This is a genomic window from Bradyrhizobium sp. IAR9, from assembly GCF_013408065.1.
In the GTDB taxonomy this organism is placed as follows: Bacteria; Pseudomonadota; Alphaproteobacteria; order Rhizobiales; family Xanthobacteraceae; genus Bradyrhizobium.
Map to the genome: position 1 here is coordinate 526,510 of NZ_JACBZW010000003.1, position 17,943 is coordinate 544,452.

The 17,943-nt window shown below is 61.8% G+C and carries 19 protein-coding genes; 12 read left to right on the top strand and 7 right to left on the bottom strand.

Annotated elements, in window-relative coordinates; translation table 11 throughout:
* Positions 1–7: 7 nt before the first annotated feature.
* Positions 8–1,255, bottom strand: coding sequence for a S1C family serine protease (locus GGD67_RS11540; RefSeq protein ID WP_179732805.1), 1,248 nt, complete (start codon positions 1,253–1,255; stop codon positions 8–10).
* Positions 1,256–1,449: 194 nt separating this feature from the next.
* Between GGD67_RS11540 and GGD67_RS11545 the strand changes: the two genes are divergently transcribed.
* From GGD67_RS11545 to GGD67_RS11565, 5 genes are all read left to right on the top strand, one after another.
* Complete coding sequence (locus GGD67_RS11545) at positions 1,450–2,067, top strand: hypothetical protein (protein WP_179732807.1); 618 nt, start codon at positions 1,450–1,452, stop codon at positions 2,065–2,067.
* The gene (locus GGD67_RS11550) at positions 2,054–2,428 is read left to right on the top strand and encodes a winged helix-turn-helix domain-containing protein (protein WP_026202187.1); all 375 of its coding nucleotides are present in this window, start codon (positions 2,054–2,056) and stop codon (positions 2,426–2,428) included. Before GGD67_RS11545 ends, GGD67_RS11550 begins: the two co-directional genes overlap by 14 nt.
* A 30-nt stretch (positions 2,429–2,458) precedes the next feature.
* Complete coding sequence (locus GGD67_RS11555) at positions 2,459–3,199, top strand: di-trans,poly-cis-decaprenylcistransferase (RefSeq protein WP_018319484.1); 741 nt, start codon at positions 2,459–2,461, stop codon at positions 3,197–3,199.
* Between the two features lie 122 nt (positions 3,200–3,321).
* Complete coding sequence (locus GGD67_RS11560) at positions 3,322–3,921, top strand: GNAT family N-acetyltransferase (RefSeq protein ID WP_179732809.1); 600 nt, start codon at positions 3,322–3,324, stop codon at positions 3,919–3,921.
* Between the two features lie 15 nt (positions 3,922–3,936).
* Positions 3,937–4,422: a Crp/Fnr family transcriptional regulator gene (locus tag GGD67_RS11565; RefSeq protein WP_179732811.1), complete on the top strand. Its 486-nt coding sequence runs from the start codon at positions 3,937–3,939 to the stop codon at positions 4,420–4,422.
* On the opposite strand, the gene GGD67_RS11570 is transcribed toward GGD67_RS11565, so the two are convergent.
* The 3 genes from GGD67_RS11570 to GGD67_RS11580 all read right to left on the bottom strand — a co-directional run bounded on the left by GGD67_RS11570 (position 4,361) and on the right by GGD67_RS11580 (position 7,799).
* Positions 4,361–5,188 (bottom strand): metallophosphoesterase, encoded by an 828-nt coding sequence (locus GGD67_RS11570; RefSeq protein ID WP_179732813.1) that lies wholly within the window; start codon positions 5,186–5,188, stop codon positions 4,361–4,363. The two genes, GGD67_RS11565 and GGD67_RS11570, sit on opposite strands and share 62 nt — an antisense overlap.
* A gap of 145 nt (positions 5,189–5,333) precedes the next feature.
* Positions 5,334–6,401 (bottom strand): hypothetical protein, encoded by a 1,068-nt coding sequence (locus GGD67_RS11575; protein WP_179732815.1) that lies wholly within the window; start codon positions 6,399–6,401, stop codon positions 5,334–5,336.
* A 3-nt stretch (positions 6,402–6,404) separates the two neighbouring features.
* Positions 6,405–7,799, bottom strand: coding sequence for an MBOAT family protein (locus tag GGD67_RS11580; protein WP_179732817.1), 1,395 nt, complete (start codon positions 7,797–7,799; stop codon positions 6,405–6,407).
* 335 nt (positions 7,800–8,134) lie between these two features.
* On the opposite strand from GGD67_RS11580, the gene GGD67_RS11585 reads away from it, so the two are divergent.
* Both GGD67_RS11585 and GGD67_RS11590 read left to right on the top strand, forming a co-directional pair.
* Entirely contained in the window at positions 8,135–8,821 is a 687-nt protein-coding gene (locus tag GGD67_RS11585) for a DNA-3-methyladenine glycosylase I (protein ID WP_179732819.1), read from the top strand.
* Between the two features lie 200 nt (positions 8,822–9,021).
* Positions 9,022–9,315: a hypothetical protein gene (locus tag GGD67_RS11590; RefSeq protein ID WP_018319488.1), complete on the top strand. Its 294-nt coding sequence runs from the start codon at positions 9,022–9,024 to the stop codon at positions 9,313–9,315.
* Between the two features lie 99 nt (positions 9,316–9,414).
* Here the strand turns inward: GGD67_RS11590 and GGD67_RS11595 are convergent, their stop codons facing one another.
* Together GGD67_RS11595 and dinB are read right to left on the bottom strand one after the other, a co-directional pair.
* Positions 9,415–10,827, bottom strand: coding sequence for a sensor histidine kinase (locus GGD67_RS11595; RefSeq protein WP_179733053.1), 1,413 nt, complete (start codon positions 10,825–10,827; stop codon positions 9,415–9,417).
* 104 nt (positions 10,828–10,931) lie between these two features.
* Entirely contained in the window at positions 10,932–12,032 is a 1,101-nt protein-coding gene (gene dinB, locus GGD67_RS11600; RefSeq protein ID WP_179732827.1) for a DNA polymerase IV, read from the bottom strand.
* Between the two features lie 43 nt (positions 12,033–12,075).
* On the opposite strand from dinB, the gene GGD67_RS11605 reads away from it, so the two are divergent.
* The 4 genes from GGD67_RS11605 (at position 12,076) to GGD67_RS11620 (ending at position 15,986) form a co-directional block, all read left to right on the top strand.
* The gene (locus GGD67_RS11605; RefSeq protein ID WP_179732829.1) at positions 12,076–12,519 is read left to right on the top strand and encodes a TspO/MBR family protein; all 444 of its coding nucleotides are present in this window, start codon (positions 12,076–12,078) and stop codon (positions 12,517–12,519) included.
* A 94-nt stretch (positions 12,520–12,613) separates the two neighbouring features.
* A complete protein-coding gene (locus tag GGD67_RS11610; RefSeq protein ID WP_018319492.1) occupies positions 12,614–12,823 on the top strand; it encodes a hypothetical protein in 210 nt (69 codons plus the stop codon).
* A gap of 482 nt (positions 12,824–13,305) precedes the next feature.
* Positions 13,306–15,783 (top strand): hypothetical protein, encoded by a 2,478-nt coding sequence (locus GGD67_RS11615; RefSeq protein WP_312013673.1) that lies wholly within the window; start codon positions 13,306–13,308, stop codon positions 15,781–15,783.
* Positions 15,780–15,986 (top strand): hypothetical protein, encoded by a 207-nt coding sequence (locus GGD67_RS11620; protein ID WP_179732831.1) that lies wholly within the window; start codon positions 15,780–15,782, stop codon positions 15,984–15,986. Before GGD67_RS11615 ends, GGD67_RS11620 begins: the two co-directional genes overlap by 4 nt.
* A 179-nt stretch (positions 15,987–16,165) precedes the next feature.
* On the opposite strand, the gene GGD67_RS11625 is transcribed toward GGD67_RS11620, so the two are convergent.
* The gene (locus GGD67_RS11625; protein WP_179732833.1) at positions 16,166–17,008 is read right to left on the bottom strand and encodes a hypothetical protein; all 843 of its coding nucleotides are present in this window, start codon (positions 17,006–17,008) and stop codon (positions 16,166–16,168) included.
* Positions 17,009–17,531: 523 nt separating this feature from the next.
* On the opposite strand from GGD67_RS11625, the gene GGD67_RS11630 reads away from it, so the two are divergent.
* The gene (locus GGD67_RS11630; protein WP_179732270.1) at positions 17,532–17,930 is read left to right on the top strand and encodes a hypothetical protein; all 399 of its coding nucleotides are present in this window, start codon (positions 17,532–17,534) and stop codon (positions 17,928–17,930) included.
* Positions 17,931–17,943: the final 13 nt, after the last annotated feature.

Below are 17,943 nucleotides of genomic sequence, written 5' to 3' on the forward strand. Positions count from 1 at the left end.
GAGCGGTTTACCGCTTCGCGTCCGCCTGCTCCGTGCCGGTACACGAGATCAGCATCGTGTAGGCGCGGGCGTTGGCGGCGATGTCGGCTGTCTTCAGTTCGCCCTTGGGCTCTGCGGTCTGGTAGGGCACCACGGAGTTGTCGAGGAAGTCGCGCAACGCGCCGGTCTTGATGGCGAAGTTGATATTCTCCGTCAGCTGCCCGGTCTCTTTGATCATCCTGAGCGCGTTGAGCTTGGCAACGACGATGCCGGCGACCTGGCCGGACAAGTCGAACAAGGGGCCCCCACTGTTGCCCGCTTGAACAGCCGCGCTGATCTGCAAACGTCCGGTGTGATTGCGGAAGCCGCTGAGTGAGCTGACGATTCCCGTCGTCACGGTCAGGTCGGAGGAGAGATAGCCGTGCAGCGGGAAGCCGATGGCCACCACTGAATCGCCGGAGTGCATCGAGCGGTCCCGGATCTTCGCAAAATCCTTGAATACTGCCGTCGCCGGCGCCTGCAGCAGCGCGAGATCGTTTGTCGCGTCGCTGGAGACAACGCGCAGAACCATCGCGGCCTCACCGGCGAGATTGCCCTTGATATCTCCGGTGCAGCTATCGATCACGTGACTGTTGGTGACGATATGTCCGTTGGGACTGACCACAAAACCAGTGCCGGTGAAGGTTCCGGTTCGTCCCGGCTTGGCGGGAGGCGCACCTTGCTTGTCGCCGGCCACTGCGGGCTTCGCCGCAACCTTGGTGAAGTCGCCGGCCTTGTCGAGCCCGTCGGCTTTCACCTTGCTCACGCAATTGGCCAATGCCGCGATCACCGGGCCGGTCGATGTCAGGTCGAAATTCAGCACGGTGCGGCCGCTGGTTGCGACCATCAGGCTTGCCTTCTGAAACGTACGCACCACGTTGGCGGGCATGACCGCCGTGAGCATGTTCGGCTGATTGGCCGTGGCGAACAGTCTCGCCTGCTCTTGTCCGTCGAAGATGACGTCGATCGCGGCGTTCTCACCTTGCTTGAAGCGGTAGCTCGGGCTCGCAAAGGCCAGCGACCAGGTGCCGACAGCGTTGTAGCCGACAACCAGGATAACGCCGTTGAGGTAAGGCGTCGTCGCGGCGCAATGGGAGAAGGCACCGGTCTGGTCGTTGCTGAAGGCGCCGCCGATCCAGTTGCCGACATTGACGCTGCCGAACGGTCCCGCCGCATTAGCGGCTCCGGCGATACCTATTTGCAATAGAGATGCGAGAATAAATGACTTAAGCCACATACCAGCCCCCGGACGCTTTTGGACCGCATCTTATCTACGGGAGCCGGGCGTGCGCAACCGGCAGTTGTCTGTGCCGGCGGAATCCTCTCGCGGCGACTTTCAGGCTTGCGTTTGCTTTGCAATGCCATATACTTTGCATTACAAAGTAACGGGACGAGCAATCCCGGAAACACGGGCGGAGCGAGGTTCTGGCGTTGCGCGATCTCGACAAGGCACTGGCCGACATCGTGGCGATCCGCAGCCAGATTGCGGCCGGCACGGCATTCCGCGGCTATGGCCCCGCGACGATGGCGGCGACCGGCGCTGTCGCGCTGCTCACCGCGATCCTGCAATTCTGGCTGCTGGGCGATCCCAACAGCGAGCCGCTCGGCTTCTTCTTCGGTTGGTTCGTTGCCGCCGCGCTGTCCGGCCTGATCATCGGGATCGAGATGCGCGCGCGTTCGCGCCGCCATCATTCGGGTCTGGCCGACGCCATGATCCACCAGGCGGTCGAGCAGTTTCTGCCGGCGGGCGTTGCCGGTGTGCTGCTCGCGGTGGTGATGTGGAAGTTCGCGGGCGAGACGCTGTGGCTGCTCCCGGGCCTGTGGCAGATCCTGGTATCGCTCGGCATCTTCGCTTCCGTCCGCTCGCTGCCGCGCACCGTCGCGCTCGCCGGCGCCTGGTATTTCGTGTCCGGCTTCGCCGTGGTGGTGCTCGCGAGCCAGACGCACACGCTGTCGCCATGGACCATGGGCCTGCCCTACGTGATCGGGCAGTCGGTGATGGCGGGCATTCTCTATGTCGCATCTGGAGACCATGATGTTGAAGGCTGACAGCGCGCCTTTCTCCTATGAAGGGCTCGACCGCGTGATCCACGAGAAGGCGAGGCTCGGGCTTCTGACCTCGTTGATGGCGCATCCCAAGGGGTTGGCATTCGCCGACCTCAAGCAGCTGTGCGGCCTCACCGACGGCAATCTCAGCCGGCATCTCGGCGTGCTGCAGGAGGCCGGCCTCGTCGAGGTGACCAAGGGCTACGAGGGCAATCGCCCGCACACCACCTGCCGCCTCACCAAGGCCGGGCGCCGCCGTTTCCTCGACTATCTCGCCGTGCTCGAACGCCTGGTGCGCGACGCTGCGAAAGCCGCCGGCCGCGAGGCGCCGCCGCTCGGCCGCCTCGGTATCGTCTCGACCTGATCCTCCCCCTTTTTGACCGGAGACTTTGCAATGCAAAGTGACCTTGCGTCCCGCAACGAAAAGCTTCATGTCGGCATCATCATGGACGGCAACGGACGATGGGCGACGCGGCGGGGCCTGTCGCGCGTGCGCGGCCACGAGGCCGGCGTCGAAACCATCCGCCGCATCGTCGAGGCCGCGCCAAAACAGGGCATCGGCACGCTGACGCTCTACGCCTTCTCGACCGACAATTGGCGGAGACCGAAGCCCGAGGTCGCGGCGCTGATGACCCTGCTGCGCTTCTATCTCGCCAACGAGGTGCAGAGCCTGGTCAAGAACGGCGTGCGCCTCACCGTGATCGGCCGCCGCGACCGCTTGCCTGACGGTATCGCCAATGCGATCACACGAGCCGAAGACGCGACAGTTGAAGGCTCAACGCTGCACCTGCGTATCGCCGTCGACTATTCCGCGCGTGATGCCATCCTCAATGCCGCGGCGAAGGCGGCCGCGCTGACGAGCCTCACCCGCGAAGCCTTCTCACAGCTCGTCACCGGCGAAGCCGGTCTGCGCGACGTCGATCTCATCATCCGCACCTCGGGCGAGAAGCGGCTGTCGGACTTCCTGCTCTGGGAAGGCGCCTATGCCGAGCTGCACTTCACCGAGCGGATGTGGCCTGAATTCGACGCCAGCGATCTCGCCGCCGCCCTGGCCTCCTTCCACGGCCGCGAGCGCCGCTTCGGCGGCCTTCAGGCGATCGTGCCCGAGGAGGTGCCTTCGCTCTCCCGTGTGTGACCCGCGGCACATGAAAACGAGCTGTTCGTTTTCATCCGCATGATTGGCAGCTCCGTCCAAGCGGACGGTGAGCGGCCTCGGCTAGGTCTGCAAGTCCCAGCAACCTGCCGAAAGCATCACGCATGTCACAGCTGTTTCCGGGAGCCGTCGTCGAGCCGGTCGAACTGGCCGACGCAAACGGCATGGTCTGCATCAGAACCGCGAGCGCATCCGACGTGGAGAATCTGTCGGTCTATTTCACCGGCCTTTCCACGACATCACGCAACAAGCGCTTCAGTGGTGCGCGTTCCGACCTCGGCGTGGTCGCGGCCGAATGCATCGCCAAGAGCGGCGGTCTCGACAACTTCACCTTGCTCGCCGAGCTCAGGGAGGAGGGACGGGGCAGGATCATCGGCGAAGCGCTATACGCGTACGATGCGACGGCCCGGCACGGCGAATTTGCGATCTCGGTTGCCGATGCCTTCCAGCGCATGGGGCTCGGCCTTCAGATGATGACGGCGATGGAAACGCGCGCGATTGATCTCGGGCATGAGATGATCGCTGCCGAGACCGCGCGGGCGAATGCTGAGATGCGCGGCCTCGCCAGGAAAGCGGGATTCAACGATACCGGGCTCGGAGACTGGCAGTCGGTTCATCTCGCCAAGCGCCTGTCGCGCGAGCGGGGTCTTGCCGAAAATTTGAGCAAGCAGGCGATGCCGATCGTGCTCTACTGTCTCCCGTGATCGGAGCTTTCAGCGATGCGCGCAGTCTTGAACTATTGCCGCGGCGGAACGGAACGGCAGGTGGCGGCCGGCACGTTGATCGTCACCGAGGGTGGCACCAGCGGCCATCTCTACGTGCTGATGAAGGGCAGGCTCGAGGTGCTTAAGGGCGAGATGGTGGTCGCCACCGTCGCCGAGCCAGGCGCGGTGCTGGGTGAAATGTCCGTGCTGCTCGAGCAGCCGCATACCGCGACGGTGCGGGCCTGCACCGACGCGGTCATCTACGAATTCGAGGATGCAGCATCGGTGCTCAGGCAGGAGCCGGGCGTCGCGCTGTTGATCGCGCGGATGCTGGCACAGCGGCTCAACGTCGCCAACACCTATCTCGCCGATCTCAAGCGGCAATATGCCGGTCACGGCACGCATCTGGCCATGGTTGGCGAAGTGCTCCAGAGCATGATCAACTTGCCGCCGCTTGAGGTCTCGCCAGGGTCGGATCGGCAATCCGATCCAAGAATGTGAGCCAGTCGGGCGGCGCCTCGATAGGGGCAGCGGGCCGCTTCAGCGGCGCGCTGAGGTCGATCCATTGGGCTTCGCCAGCCGCGAGCCAGAACGCCTGGTCTGCGTCGAGGTCCAGCACGATGCAGGTCGGTGGCCGGCCCGGCTGCAGTCCGGCGTTGAACACCCAGGTGTCGCCCAGCCGGTCGAACCACGAGCCGTCCTTGATGAAAGGCGACTGATGCACATGACCCGAGATCACCATCGAAGGCTGGTACTGCGTGATCCATTGCGCCAGCTCGACATCGCCGAAGAACCGCTTGCCGCCCCAACTGGTCGGTGAATCGGCCGGTGGCGCGTGATGTGCCCAGATCCAGCGTCGCAGCCGGCCGGAAGCGGCGTCGCCGAGCTGGGTCATGAGGCGCTGTTTGACCAGCGGCCCGTCCCACCACGGGCACACGGTGAACAGAGTGTCGCCGATGGTGAGGCTGTCGCCATCGCAGGCAATGCCGATGTCGCGCACCTCCGAAATCCAGCGTGCGATCTTCTCGCCCTCTGCATTGCGCTCGTCGAGGTCGTGGTTGCCGGAGCAGAGGATCACGCGGGTCTTCGCGGCGAGCAGCGCGAGGTATTTTTTCACCACCACGATCTGGGCCCGGAAATCCACCATCGAGCCGATGTCGAGCGCATCGCCGGCGAAGATCACGAGGTCGAATTGCGGAGCCGCACTGACGAGCCAGTCGAGCTGAGGCAGCGAATAATGCAGGTCGGCAACGACCAGGCAACGCATCGAAAATCCATTGGTAAGAGAAATCGAATTGCTTGCGAATTGATGGACGCAAGAAACGGGCCAGGCTCCGGGCGCAACAAAATGGCTGGGAAGGCGGTCGGGCGTGCGGGTGAAATCCGCGGTCGATGCCCAGCCAGCCGATCAATCAATCGCCGGCGGATTTTCCCAGGATTCTCCGGTCAGCCAGGGTCTTGGCAAGTTGCTCGGTGTAGATCATCCGCGCCCATCGATGCAAATGCGAGGGATAATGCGCATACAGGATATCGAGCATCACGTCCGGCGTATCCAGAAACTGCGATTGATCGAGGCCAAGTCGAGCCGCAATCCTCTGACCTGCCTCGGTGTGGAAGCTTTGCGGACCGCCCTGAGCATTGACGGAATTGACCGGCGAGATCACGAGATAAACCTTCGTCCGGTCGAGCTTCGAAAGCGTTATGGACAGGGAGTCGAGCGCCTTTTCGAATTCCGCGTTCATCACGAACGGCTTTGATGCGGGGAGCGGCTTGAGAAGAACGTGAGCGGGCAGCGTGGCCTTGAATGCCTCCAGCGAAGGAATATCAAGCATTCGGTTGGGCTCGATGGCGCTACCGTGCTCCCTCCATATGGTCGAAATGAACTGGTCCTTGCCGCCGTAATAAATCCCATAGGCGCCTGGAAGCGGGGTGTACACGGCTCGCTCCATCAGCAGTCGGATGTATTCGAGACCGCCGGCCGGAAACGTCAGGCTGGAAGGAACTTCGAAACGGTCGGTCCTGATGAAGGTCGGCCACTCATTCCATCTCGGATCGCGCTGGAACTGGATCGGATTGAACACCAGAATGAGTTTCTTGGGCTGGCGTCCGCGGGCGATCATCTTGTCAAGCATGGCGGCGTAGCCATCCGGCCCAACGAAGCCGATGGTGCAGAACGACTCGACGTCGGATCCCGGAAACGTGCGTAACAAGGTCGGGACGTGAACCCCAAACAGGCAAGAGCTGTCGCCGAGAAAGGCGAGATCGGATGCAGGCAGCCGCTCCGAACGCCTGATCTGCTCGAGGACGATGTAGGTCTCGATCCCGCGAGACCATTGATAGTTGCCCTGCTGATAAATCAAATTCGCGACTCCGAGGATGAGAGCCGTCAAGGCGACGACCGGAACGAATTTGCGCGCGACGAGCTGAAGCGCATGGGTCAGCGGCCACTTTCCGATCGCCTGAATCGTGCGGTTCTGCATGGCCTAGAACTGAAAATAGATGAAGGTTGCGTTGACGTGCCCGGACGCCGCGATAGTCACAGCCGCCAAGGCTGCAAACAGTGGATACCTCATCCAAGCAGGTCGGCGAATCAGGAAATAATCCCCGCGCGACTGCAATTGCCATTCCAGCAGCATCAGTGGGGCTGACAGCGATAGAATCGCGACTGCGACGGCGCTGTGCACCGGGGCCCATTCCCAGTTCTTGAGCGCACTGAGCATGCCCATCAGCAAATTCCAGTTTGCCGCTCGAAACAGGAACCAGCCGACGAATACGACCAGCATGGTGACGGCCCAGCCGGCGCCGCGGGCGACCCCCGAAGGGGGCTCGTCTCCGCCGGGCAATTTGCGCCACAGCGCAAGCACGGTTCCATGAAGCAGTCCCCAGAGAACGAACGTCCACGACGCGCCGTGCCAGAGGCCCCCCAAAGCCATGGTCAGCATCAAATTCCGGTTCGTGATGGTCTCGCCACGACGGTTTCCGCCGAGCGTGATGTACAAATAGTCCCGGAGCCATGTGCTGAGGCTGATGTGCCAGCGCCGCCAGAATTCGCTGATCGATACCGACCAGTAGGGGTAGCGGAAATTCCACGTCAGCTCGAAGCCGAACAGCAGCGCGACGCCTTTTGCGATCAGGCTATATCCGTTGAAATCGGCGTAGATCTGGATGCCGAAGGCGATCGTGGCGAGCACGACCGACCAGCCAAAGGGTTGATCCGGAATGAAGAGCGTGTCGACGATCACGGCCAAACTGTCCGCCACCACGACCTTCATGGCGTAGCCGTAGATCAGCAGCCAGAGTGCGCGATCGGCATGGTCAGCCGTGAATTGTCGAGGCTTCGAAAATTGGTCCAGGAGATTGCTGGCTCTTTCGATCGGTCCCGCCACGAGTTGCGGGAAGAACGCCTTGAAGGCGAGAAACTTGACCAGGTCTCTCTCCGCAACATGCTTGCCGCGATAGACGTCCACCACATAGGCGATGCCCTGGAAGGTGATAAAGGATATGCCCAGCGGCAGGATGATGCGCATCGTCGGCAGGTTCGGATTGAGACCCGCGCGTTGGGCAATCGTCACGAACGAATCGATGAAGAAGCTGAAATACTTGAATATCGCGAGGACGATGATCGCCACTGCGACCGCGGAAAAGACCAGAAGCTTTCGGGTGTGCTCGTGAGGGGTCGCGGCGATCAGAATCGCTGCAGCATAGTTGACGACGGAAATTCCGACCAGCAGCGGCAGAAAACGCCAGTCCCACCAGCCATAAAAGACGTAGCTTGCCGCCAGGATGATGACATTCTGGACCGCGAGCCGGGAGGTGGCGTGATAGAGCAGGAAGGTCGCGGGCACCAGACCGAGGAACGCCACGGAGACAAAGGACATTGCAAGAATAGGTCACATTATTGGATCGCGACGCCGCTCGTCGCTCTGCTCAGTCTGGATAACGAGGCGAGCGGGGGTGCAACCGGGATTGCGCAGATAAACCACAGTCCAGCGAGGCGGTGACTGGGCCGCTTCATTGGCCGCGGCATCCAATAGCAACTTTGAGATGAAATCAACCGCTATCCACCCGCGCCCTCATCCGGGCGGCGACGTCCTTGGCCGAGGACCCCGACCACGTGCGCCTGGCGCGCCGGCATCACGGACTTCACCTCCGCGGTGCTGGACCTCTTGGGCCAATTCTGGTGTCTTGACGATTCATCAACGCGGATGTCCGCATGACCTCCTTCAAGACCATTCGCGCCCGCGCCGAGAAACGCAAGGGCGGACCCAAGGCCCTGGAAAAGCTGATGCCGGCGAAGCCGGACCTGAAGCGTCTGGCGAAGCTCGGCGACGATCGCATCCTGGCGGAGATGACGAAGCGTGTGTTCTGCGCCGGCTTTGCCTGGAGCGTGATCGAGACGAAATGGGACGGATTTGAAGACGCTTTCCTGCGTTTCCAGCCGGCCAAGCTCAGCTTCCAGCCCGAGGATTATTGGGAAGGCCTGCTGCGCGATGCGCGCATCGTGCGCAATGGTGCCAAGATCATGTCGGTGCGCGACAACGCTGCCTTCGTGCAGGAGATCGCGAAGGAGCACGGCAGCTTCGGCAAGTTTCTGGCGAAGTGGCCGTCGTCCGACGAGATCGGCCTGCTCGATCTCATGACCAAGCGCGGCAGCCGGCTCGGCGGCAATACCGGGCAGATGCTGCTGCGCTTCGTCGGGTGGGACGGTTTTGTGACCTCCGCAGACGTGGTGGCTTGCCTGCGCGATGCCGGTCTCGACATTGCCGAAGAGGTCAAGTCGAAGCGGGATCTCGCCAAGGTGCAGGCGCAGTTCAATGCCTGGGCCGAGGAGACCGGCCTGCCCTACACATATCTGTCACGCATCTGCGCGCTCTCGGTCGGTGAAAGCCGCAGCGCGTAGCAGGTCCCCCGATAAATCGTGTGCATCCTGTGGCGATCTCGTGCCGCGAGCGCGGCAGATGCAGCGCCCGATCACGAAATACATTTCTCGGGAACATTTGAGCGCAGCACCTGTTCGGAGTCGAGCCAGGCGGACAAAGGCGCAGGGAACGCGTGCTCCCGCCCTGGCCAACGAAACCGGACACAGAAACGGAGCAGCTCATGAAGCTCACATCCGAACAGGTGAAGCAGACCGTCAACCAACTCGGCGCTCAGGTGCTGCCCGACGAACACCCGGCCATGCCGCAACTCAACAGCATGTTCGGCGAGCATACCTTCTTCGTCGACGAAATGGGCCTCAAGGTCCTCGAGCCCACACCATCGCTCGGTGCCGACCGCCAGAGCGGCGAAGTCGTCAGCCTCGCCGATTGGGGCGATTCCGACCTGACGCGCCTGATGGCGCACGAGCCCGAGCCGACCGGCGTGATCGTGGTGTTCGAGCACGTGAGGCATTGATTGCCCCGAGCGGGTCGAATTCCATCGGTGACGGGGCCTGAAAATCCCGTCACCATCGGCCGCGTGCCGCCTTGTGAGGCGGCTCCAGGAGCCGCAGCATCATGCTTCGATCGGAATCTCGATCGCGATCTGAGTCCCTGGCCCCGCCCTGCTCTCAAGTCGCAGGCGCCCGTTCAGCGACGAGGCCACCAAATTGAATGCGATGTGCAGCCCGAGGCCGGCATGTCCACTCTCACGACCGGTCGTGACGAACGGATCGAAGATCTGCGCCTGTAATTCCTGGGGTATCCCAACTCCGTCGTCGGCGCAGACCAGCCGGACCCGTTTCGCGTCGGGCTGGCTGACGGTGATTGCGAATCTGCCGCCTCTCTTGTCCGGGTACGCATGCCCTGCGGTATTGAGGGCGAGATTGCTGATCACCTGGGCGAGCGCTCCGGGGTAAGTGTTGAGCGTGATGCCCGCCGGGCATTGGACGTCGACCGCCAGAGCATGGTGCGATAGCAGCGGCCCAAGCTTGGACATCAGCTCAGCCAGCCAATCCTTGAGCTCGAAGATGCGCCGGTCTTCATCGGCCTGGTGGACTGCGACCTGCCTGAAGCTGTGCACCATCTCGGATGCGCGATGCAGGTTGTCGAAGGTCAGGTCGAGCCCCTGCTTGAGCCTGTCAATTCCCTTGGTCAGATCGGATCGCCGGACCGACGCTCCGCCCAATGCGTCGGCCATTGTCTGCAGATCGGTCTGCATGGTGGTCGAGGTCGTCAGGGCGAGGCCAAGCGGGGTGCTGACCTCGTGCGCGACACCGGCCACCAATCGACCGAGCGAGGCGAGTTTTTCTGCCTGCACCAGATGTTCCTGGGTCGCGCGCAGATCGCGCAGCGATTTCTCCGAGCGTTCCTTTTCCCGCTGCAGCGCCTCCGACGTTCGGAATTGCTTTCGCGCCCGGTATTCGCGCGCGGCCACGGCGTAGAGCGACAATGCGTAGGCGTTGCCGACGAGAGAATGATTGATGAATCGCAGGCCGATCGGCATCGTCGGTGCGAACGTCTCGGCGACCAGCAGCGCCAGCCACGACAACAGGCAGAAAATCGCCAGCGAGCCGATCCGCAATGGCAGCATGGTCGAGACGAACAGAATGATCATCATCATGCCGGGGGCGGCAAAGGTGAAGCCCGACGGCAGGACGAGATAGATGCTCGGAAGGATGCAGCCGGGAATGACGCAGTAGACGAGGAAAATCGTCTCCGCCCATGGCTTCATCAAGCGCCGTGACAGTAACGCGGTCAGCGGGAGCAGCACGAACAGGGCGGTGCCGCCACGGATGGCCAACGTGGTTGGAACGACTTCGGGATAGAGCACCCAATCCCAGAGGGTGTAGCCGGCATAGGTGGCGGCGCCGAGCAGCATCGCGATCTGCGTCCACCCGAGACTGCCTCGGACGTATTGGTCGACAAACCGGCGCTCCTCGATGCGGTCTTCGAAGCGCAAACCGAGGCGTATCAATAGAGCAAGCATTCCAGCATCAATCGCGAAAAACCGTGTTTTGGTGTCTCTACGACAGGTTTTGAGCCGCGTCGCGGATAAAGATGTCGCGTTCGCCGAGGGCCTGGCGGCCCCGTTCAAATGCCCAAGGTCAGCTGCGGCTCCGCCTCGTCCCCGATCTGGAGCGCGGACAGCGAGACACCCAGCAGCCTGACGCGCTTGGGCAATGGCATCTCGACTTCGAGCAGGCCGCACGCCAGCCGCTCCAGATCGTCCCGCCCCGCGACGGCCGCTGCGACAGACCTGCTGCGTGTGATGATCTCGAAGTCGGCAAACTTGATCTTCAGCGTGACGGTGCGGCCGCGATTGCCGGTCGCCTCGCAATGCCGCCAGACCTTGTCGACGAGAGGTCTTAGCTCCGCGGCGAGCGCGTCATATTCGGCAAGGTCGGTCGAGAACGTGGTCTCCGCGCCGATGGACTTGCGGATCCGGTTGGCCCGGACCGGCCGATCGTCGACGCCGCGTGAGATCCAGTAATAGTACGCACCTGACTTGCCGAAATTCGCATTCATGAACTCCAGCGTCTGGTTGCGAATGTCGAGACCGGTGAACAGGCCGAGCGCGTTCATCTTCGCAGCCGTCGCCGGGCCTATGCCGTGGAACCTGCCGACCGGCAGCGTCTCGACGAAAGCCGGTCCCATCTCCGGCGAGATCACGAACTGGCCGTTGGGCTTGCGATGATCGGAGGCGAGCTTGGCCAGAAACTTGTTGTAGGAGATGCCCGCCGACGCGTTGAGGTCAGTCTCGGCCTTGATCTTCCCGCGGATCTTCAGCGCGATGTCGCGCGCCAGCGGGATTCCTTGCAGGTTCTCTGTCACATCGAGATAGGCCTCGTCGAGCGACAAGGGTTCGATGATGGGCGTGTGCTCGGCAAAGATATCGCGGATCTGCCTGGAGATCGCCTTGTAGACCTCGAAACGCGGCTTGACGAAGATCAGATCGGGGCACTGCCGCTTCGCAGTGACCGACGGCATCGCGGAGCGAACGCCGAACTGGCGCGCCTCGTAGCTGGCGGCCGCGACGACGCCGCGTTCCGCGGAGCCTCCGACCGCGACCGGCTTGCCGCGCAGCTCCGGATTGTCGCGCTGCTCCACCGACGCATAGAAGGCATCCATGTCGATATGGATGATCTTGCGGACGGGCGAGGCTTCGCCGGTCACCGTGTCGGATTCGCTCATGAACAGATGATACAATTGCGCGATGAAATGCGCGAGGTGATGGATGCTGCAGCTGTTGTTGTTCGTGGTGGGCGTGGTCGGCACGGGCTGGCTGATCGGCGCAACCAATCTCCCCGGAGACTGGTATGCCGGCCTCGCCAAACCGGCGTTCGTGCCACCGAACTGGGCGTTCCCGGTGGCCTGGACCCTGCTCTACATCATGATCGCCATCGCGGGCTGGCGGACCTTTCGCCGTGAAGCCGGGGGCAAAGCGATGATGGCCTGGGCTGCGCAACTGGCGCTCAACTTCGCCTGGTCGCCGGTGATGTTCACGATGCACCAGATCGGCGCTGCGCTCGTCATTCTCATCGGCCTGTTCGTCGCGATCGCGACCTATATCGGTCTCGAGGCATCACGAGACAGGCTGGCCGCCGCATTGTTCGTGCCCTACGCAGCCTGGGTCGCGTTTGCCGGCGTGCTCAATGCGGCCATCTGGCGTTTGAATTGAGACATTCAGTCTCGACCAGTTCAAAGAACAATCTCAGGCTTGTGAGTGGCAAGCATGGTCACGCGACCTAATATGAGCGCACGGAGGACAGCCAATGCAATACAGCTCCGAGCTCATTCACACGATGCGTCAAGCGCTGGAGACCGTGATGGCGAGCGTACCGGCCCATCAATCGGTGTTCGGCCTGAAAGCGGCCGTGGCCGAATGCATCCTGAACGCCGCCGCACACGGCCAGACCTCATATGACGGACTGGTCTCGTCCGCCTCGGACCAGCTCCAGACGATTGTCGCGATGCTGACGTGAGCGTTGGCCTGAAACGGCCGTAGGACTGGCGCGCCACGGCCGATGAAGATGGGCACTATTGCTTCGCCGTAGCACTATGACGCGGCGGCCGGCGACGCGATCACGCCCGATGACCAGCGACGGACTGCGATCTTGCGCTACGCCTGATAGGCTGTTGTCTCCCGATTTCGCGGTTGCGGCCATTTCGATCAATCTCGGGAACAGCGCGGTGGGCCAAGAAGAGGCATCGCTATCTTCCCCGCTCGTCAAGAATGTTTAGGGCACGGACCTGTTTCCGAGTTACGGTCGCTTAGTTTGAAAAGCCGCACGGCACAGTCCGTTAACTCGGCACGATTTTCGCCAAGCCTTTAGAGACCGTTAAGAAGACATTCTCCTAAAAGTTGTAAGGCGCCCAAACAAGCAACCAGATGTTAGGAAACGCTGTCCAGTGTTGGCCAGAACGGATCTAATTTTTCGCCGATGACCAACTAAGGGTGAATGCTGTGCCGGCAAGTCTCAGGATTCCAGGCAGCTACTATTTTGCAATTTTTGTCTTGGCCTGCGCTACTCTCTCTTTCCAGATCCTGATCACGCGCTTTTTTAGCGTGATGCTATACTACCACTTCGCGTTCGCGGCCATTTCGCTTGCGATGCTCGGACTGACGCGCGGCGCGATGGAGGTCTACAACAACGCCGAGCGTTACGGGCCCGAGGCAGTGGGCCCCGAGTTCGCACGCCACGCCTCGTGGTTCGCAGTCTCGGGTGTTGGCGCGATGGTCGCCTTCCTCTGCGTGCCTCTCGTGATTCCTGCAGTCCTCGCGCAGGGCGCTCTCGCGCTTGCGGCCCTGGCATTCGTGATCCCCTTCAGCGAAAGCGGCATCTGCATCACGCTGCTGCTCACGCGTCTTCCGTATGCCGGTGGCTGGCTCTATGCCGCGGATCTGACCGGGGCCGCGTTCGGATGCCTCGGCATCATCTTCGCTTTGCTCGTCGTCGATCCCGTCAGCGCCACGTTGTGGCTCGGTGCCTTTGCCGCAGGTGCGGGCTGGATGGTGGTCCGCAGCGGCGGCGATGTCGGCAGCCGGCGACTGAGCGGTGTAGTCGCGCTGACGCTGGCGACTACGGCCGCCCTGCACACTGGTCTTCATGTTGCTGGCAAAAGTCACCTTGGAGTGTTCTGGGCCAAGGGGCGGGAGGAGACCGGGACACTGTTCGAGCGCTGGAACACATATTCCCGTGTACGAGTGAGGCCGCTCGGAGAGACAGCTCCGTTCGGCTGGGGCTTTGCCCGCGATCCCAAGGTAAAGATCGACCAGAACTATCTGGATATCGACTCCGACGCGGCTACCGTCATCACCCGGCACGACGGCGATCTCGACAAGCTGTCCTATCTGAAAGACGACGTTATCAATGCGGCCTACCTAGTTCAGCCGCCAACAGACGTGGCTGTCATCGGCGTCGGCGGCGGGCGCGACATCCTTTCTGCACTTTTGTTTGGCGCGAAGCGCATCCGCGGAATCGAGATCAACCCCGCCATTTTCGAGGTCCTGACCGACAAATTCGCCGAATTCTCCGGCCATCTTGATCGTCAGCCGGGTGTGAAGCTGGTGAACGCCGAAGCACGCAGCTACATCAATCATTCTTCCGATCGGTATGATCTCGTCCAGATTTCGCTGATCGACACCTGGGCCGCCACGGCCGCCGGCGGGCTGACGCTGACGGAAAATCGCCTCTATACCGTGGAGGCCTGGGGCGACTTCTACCGTGCCTTGAAGCCCGGCGGGCTGCTGTCGATCTCGCGTTGGTACGATCCCACGGATCATAGCGGAGAATTTTACCGGCTTGTGGCGATCGCCGCCGACGCACTACAGCGGCACGGTGTACCCGTGGGCGAACTCGCGCGGCATGTGATCGCCGTCAACGCTGGTCCTGTCGTGACCGTCATCACCCGACCCGACGCCCTCACGGACGCCGAATGGCAAAGCGCGCGGGTAAGACTTGCTGCACAGGGCTTCAAGATCATCCTGGCACCCGACGTCGCTTTCGACGCCATCACTTCTAAATTGCTCTCCGGCAACGCAGGCCCTGCTTTCTTGGCGTCATTGCCGGAGAATATCACCGCTTCGACCGACGATAGTCCGTTCTTCTTCTTCACGCAGCGCTTTACGAATTTCATCACCAAACCGTCGTCCACCGTCACGAACAACAATGTGGCCACCAGCATGATCTTGCTGGTGCTCGGTGTCGCGCTCGGCGCCTGCGCATATTATATCGTCGTTCCGTTTGTGCGTCTGGCACGACAGATGCCGCCATCGAGACTGACGCCGCCGGTGGTCTATTTCAGCGCGATCGGCCTCGGATTTATGCTGATCGAAGTGTCGCAGATGCAGCGGTTAATGGTCTTTCTCGGACATCCCGTTTACGGATTGAGCGTCGTTCTCTTCACCATTCTCATCTTCAGCGGTATCGGCAGTGCGACGGTTGGTGCGCTAACCCCTCATCGCGGCGTAGTGCTCGGCCGGGTGGCTGCTCTCCTCGTCACGCTCACCGTGGCGGGCTTCCTTACACCGCTGGTGAGCATCTGGGCGCGGTCGGAAGCGACCGACATCCGGATACTGATCTCCGTCTCCTTGTTAGCGCCGCCGGCGTTCTGCATGGGCATGATGTTCCCGCTCGGCTTAAGCATCTGGCGCCGGCACTCGGAAATACTTCCGTTCCTTTGGAGCGCCAACGGCATTACCTCGATGCTAGCCTCGGTGCTGGGCGTGACCCTTTCCATCCTGTTCGGCATCGCCTCGACATATGCGTTGGGCGTCGCCCTCTACGTTGTCTCTGCCGCCCTGCTCGCCCTCAGGCGTAAGGAAAGTCATCCCGTTCCGCCTGTGGTCGAGCTGATCCAGGGACCAGGACTGGTACCGGACGACGTTGCCTCTCCGATCGGTTCGCCCATTCCGTCGCCGCAGGCCGCCGCGAGGACGTGAAGGAGCTGATCGCGCTCGCGAAGGCGAAGTCCGGCGCGATCAATGTCGGGGCGTCGGGGAACGGTACGACCAATCATCTCGCCGGCGAGGGCGCAGCGCCCGCGAAAACGCCCGCGCGCGTCCTTAACATCACCAGTTTTGTACCGACGTGGCGCGCCACGGCCGATGAAGATGGGCACTATTGCTTCGCTATTCCCCTATGATGCCGCAATCCGCCACGCGCTCCAATCGGCAAAACAGCGACGGCCTGCGATCCTGCGCTACGCCTCGCGGGCGCTATTCCCCGATTTCGCCGGGTGTCCGGTCATCCCTTGACAGCGGCCGTTTCGATCAATGCCCCGATCGACGTGATATGCGAGAAGCAGATATCGAGGATTTGGCTTTAGACCACGGCTGCAATTTTCGGGAAAAGGCGATTGAGCGCATCTTTGTCAACGCCATCTGCGCCTTGCCACCAGATGACTGGATAGTTCCAGTCATTGGTGTGATCGGGAGGCCGGTCTCTAAGCTCATTTGACGTAAATGCTTGCAAAAAACCGCAGCGGCCTGCCGGTTTGAGAACACCGCAATACCCAAGAATTTCGATGAGCACGCGCCGCTCCGAGCCGTTAGACTTGATCACCTTGCTGATGCGCTTCTCTAGCTCATTCGGCTTCGCTTTCGGAGGCAGGCCAGACACTATTTCGACGATTCGGGCGAGGATCGAATAGTCCTCCTGTGTCGGCGCAGCCAAACTGGCTTTCTCGAATTGCGTTAGGTCGAACCAGCAATACAGTGGATCTAGATGACGAACGCCGCCCCATTTCCATCTCTCGAAACTCAGGACGTTGAGGTCTTCCTGCTCTGCGGCGGAATGGCCGTAACGGCCACAGAGGCGACAATGCAGCCGGCCGCTCGGCATTTGACCGCGGGCCTGTTCGACAAGTCGATGATCCGGGAAGTGTGCGGCGAAGGAGTAGCTGCCGAGCGCTGAGCGCAACTCAAGCCGACGTGTGCTGAGGCTGGCCAGAAAGGCGTCTGTTACCTGTTCTAGGCTTACGCGGTTACGAATAGTGAGCAGCCGTGCGACGATGTCGTCGTGGGTTACCGCAACGGGATCGAACATGTAACCAGCCTGCCGAGCGCACTCGAAATCGGCGGGTTCGATCGCTTTGTCTCGCTTCCAACCCTTTGGCGACCAATGGGTGTCAAGAAGTATTTGAAGGGCCTTCTTATCACGCGACATGAGCCGCCTCCTACGCCTCCAGAACACAATTGCCCTATCCGTAATGGCACTGCTGGGCAATGACTACGTTCACCGCGTTGCGGAGACAAAAGATGAAACTCCGTTGGCCCGCTCAAGGGCATTCGCGTGACATTTCCACGTCCGCCTTCTCGTCCGCCGTCGACGATGCCCGACATTACCAACCGGGTGCCGCGCGCCTGTCTTGACGGGACGCAGAGCGCGACCGATTAGGACGGCTAGATAAAAGCGACGGTGTCGCTCCGGGCCGTTGGGGGGTCGTAAGTGTTTGTCTGCACATTGTTTTGGATGGCACTGCAGCGGCACCATATGAGACGGCCTGGTGCCGCTCGACCCGAGAAAGCAATCAAAATCAACATTCCGAGCGCCATCGTTCGCAGCATAGCGTCTAGTCGCGCATGCTCGGCATGGATGTCCGCCATGATCGCATGGGAGACTGCTGCCGGACCAACGGAACACCGCCAAGGCCCGCGCCTCGCGCGACCGGCTCCGCCGGCTTGCGGCCTTGACTGCGCCCCGCTGGCCCGGCTCTTTGCTGCCATCCGATCAAGGCTTGCTGTGTGCGATTACGCTCACGCGGCAGACGGAGCGCAAGGTCGGAGCACCACAGCGTGATGTGGCGCGCACTTCGGTTGTTCAGTGGATCGACCAGGCTTGCCACAATCGCGCCATGGCTCGCTCTCAAGAATCGCAGCGGCGCGTGTCGACCAACGCGCAATGCGACGATCTCTACGACTATGCAGTGGCGCCCGCTCGTCCTAGCCCGCGACGAGCAAAGCGCACTTCTGTGACATGGACGGTGACGGATGACTGGCCGGAAGACGTGCCGGTTACTGAAGCCGAGATCGCCGTCTTCGAGGCTTGGTTCGGCGAACTGTTCGACGAGCTACTTGGAGACTGCTGAAGGGGACATCACC

Excerpts from the sequence above, each read along its gene's own strand:
- GGD67_RS11560 (WP_179732809.1), top strand. The coding sequence starts at position 3,322 with ATGTCACAGCTGTTTCCGGGAGCCGTCGTCGAGCCGGTCGAACTGGCC.
- GGD67_RS11540 (WP_179732805.1), bottom strand. The coding sequence starts at position 1,255 with ATGTGGCTTAAGTCATTTATTCTCGCATCTCTATTGCAAATAGGTATC.
- GGD67_RS11575 (WP_179732815.1), bottom strand. The coding sequence starts at position 6,401 with ATGCAGAACCGCACGATTCAGGCGATCGGAAAGTGGCCGCTGACCCAT.
- GGD67_RS11550 (WP_026202187.1), top strand. The coding sequence starts at position 2,054 with ATGTTGAAGGCTGACAGCGCGCCTTTCTCCTATGAAGGGCTCGACCGC.
- GGD67_RS11595 (WP_179733053.1), bottom strand. The coding sequence starts at position 10,827 with ATGCTTGCTCTATTGATACGCCTCGGTTTGCGCTTCGAAGACCGCATC.
- GGD67_RS11605 (WP_179732829.1), top strand. The coding sequence starts at position 12,076 with ATGCTGCAGCTGTTGTTGTTCGTGGTGGGCGTGGTCGGCACGGGCTGG.
- dinB (WP_179732827.1), bottom strand. The coding sequence starts at position 12,032 with ATGAGCGAATCCGACACGGTGACCGGCGAAGCCTCGCCCGTCCGCAAG.
- GGD67_RS11580 (WP_179732817.1), bottom strand. The coding sequence starts at position 7,799 with ATGTCCTTTGTCTCCGTGGCGTTCCTCGGTCTGGTGCCCGCGACCTTC.
- GGD67_RS11570 (WP_179732813.1), bottom strand. The coding sequence starts at position 5,188 with ATGCGTTGCCTGGTCGTTGCCGACCTGCATTATTCGCTGCCTCAGCTC.
- GGD67_RS11565 (WP_179732811.1), top strand. The coding sequence starts at position 3,937 with ATGCGCGCAGTCTTGAACTATTGCCGCGGCGGAACGGAACGGCAGGTG.
- GGD67_RS11585 (WP_179732819.1), top strand. The coding sequence starts at position 8,135 with ATGACCTCCTTCAAGACCATTCGCGCCCGCGCCGAGAAACGCAAGGGC.
- GGD67_RS11555 (WP_018319484.1), top strand. The coding sequence starts at position 2,459 with ATGCAAAGTGACCTTGCGTCCCGCAACGAAAAGCTTCATGTCGGCATC.
- GGD67_RS11610 (WP_018319492.1), top strand. The coding sequence starts at position 12,614 with ATGCAATACAGCTCCGAGCTCATTCACACGATGCGTCAAGCGCTGGAG.
- GGD67_RS11625 (WP_179732833.1), bottom strand. The coding sequence starts at position 17,008 with ATGTCGCGTGATAAGAAGGCCCTTCAAATACTTCTTGACACCCATTGG.
- GGD67_RS11590 (WP_018319488.1), top strand. The coding sequence starts at position 9,022 with ATGAAGCTCACATCCGAACAGGTGAAGCAGACCGTCAACCAACTCGGC.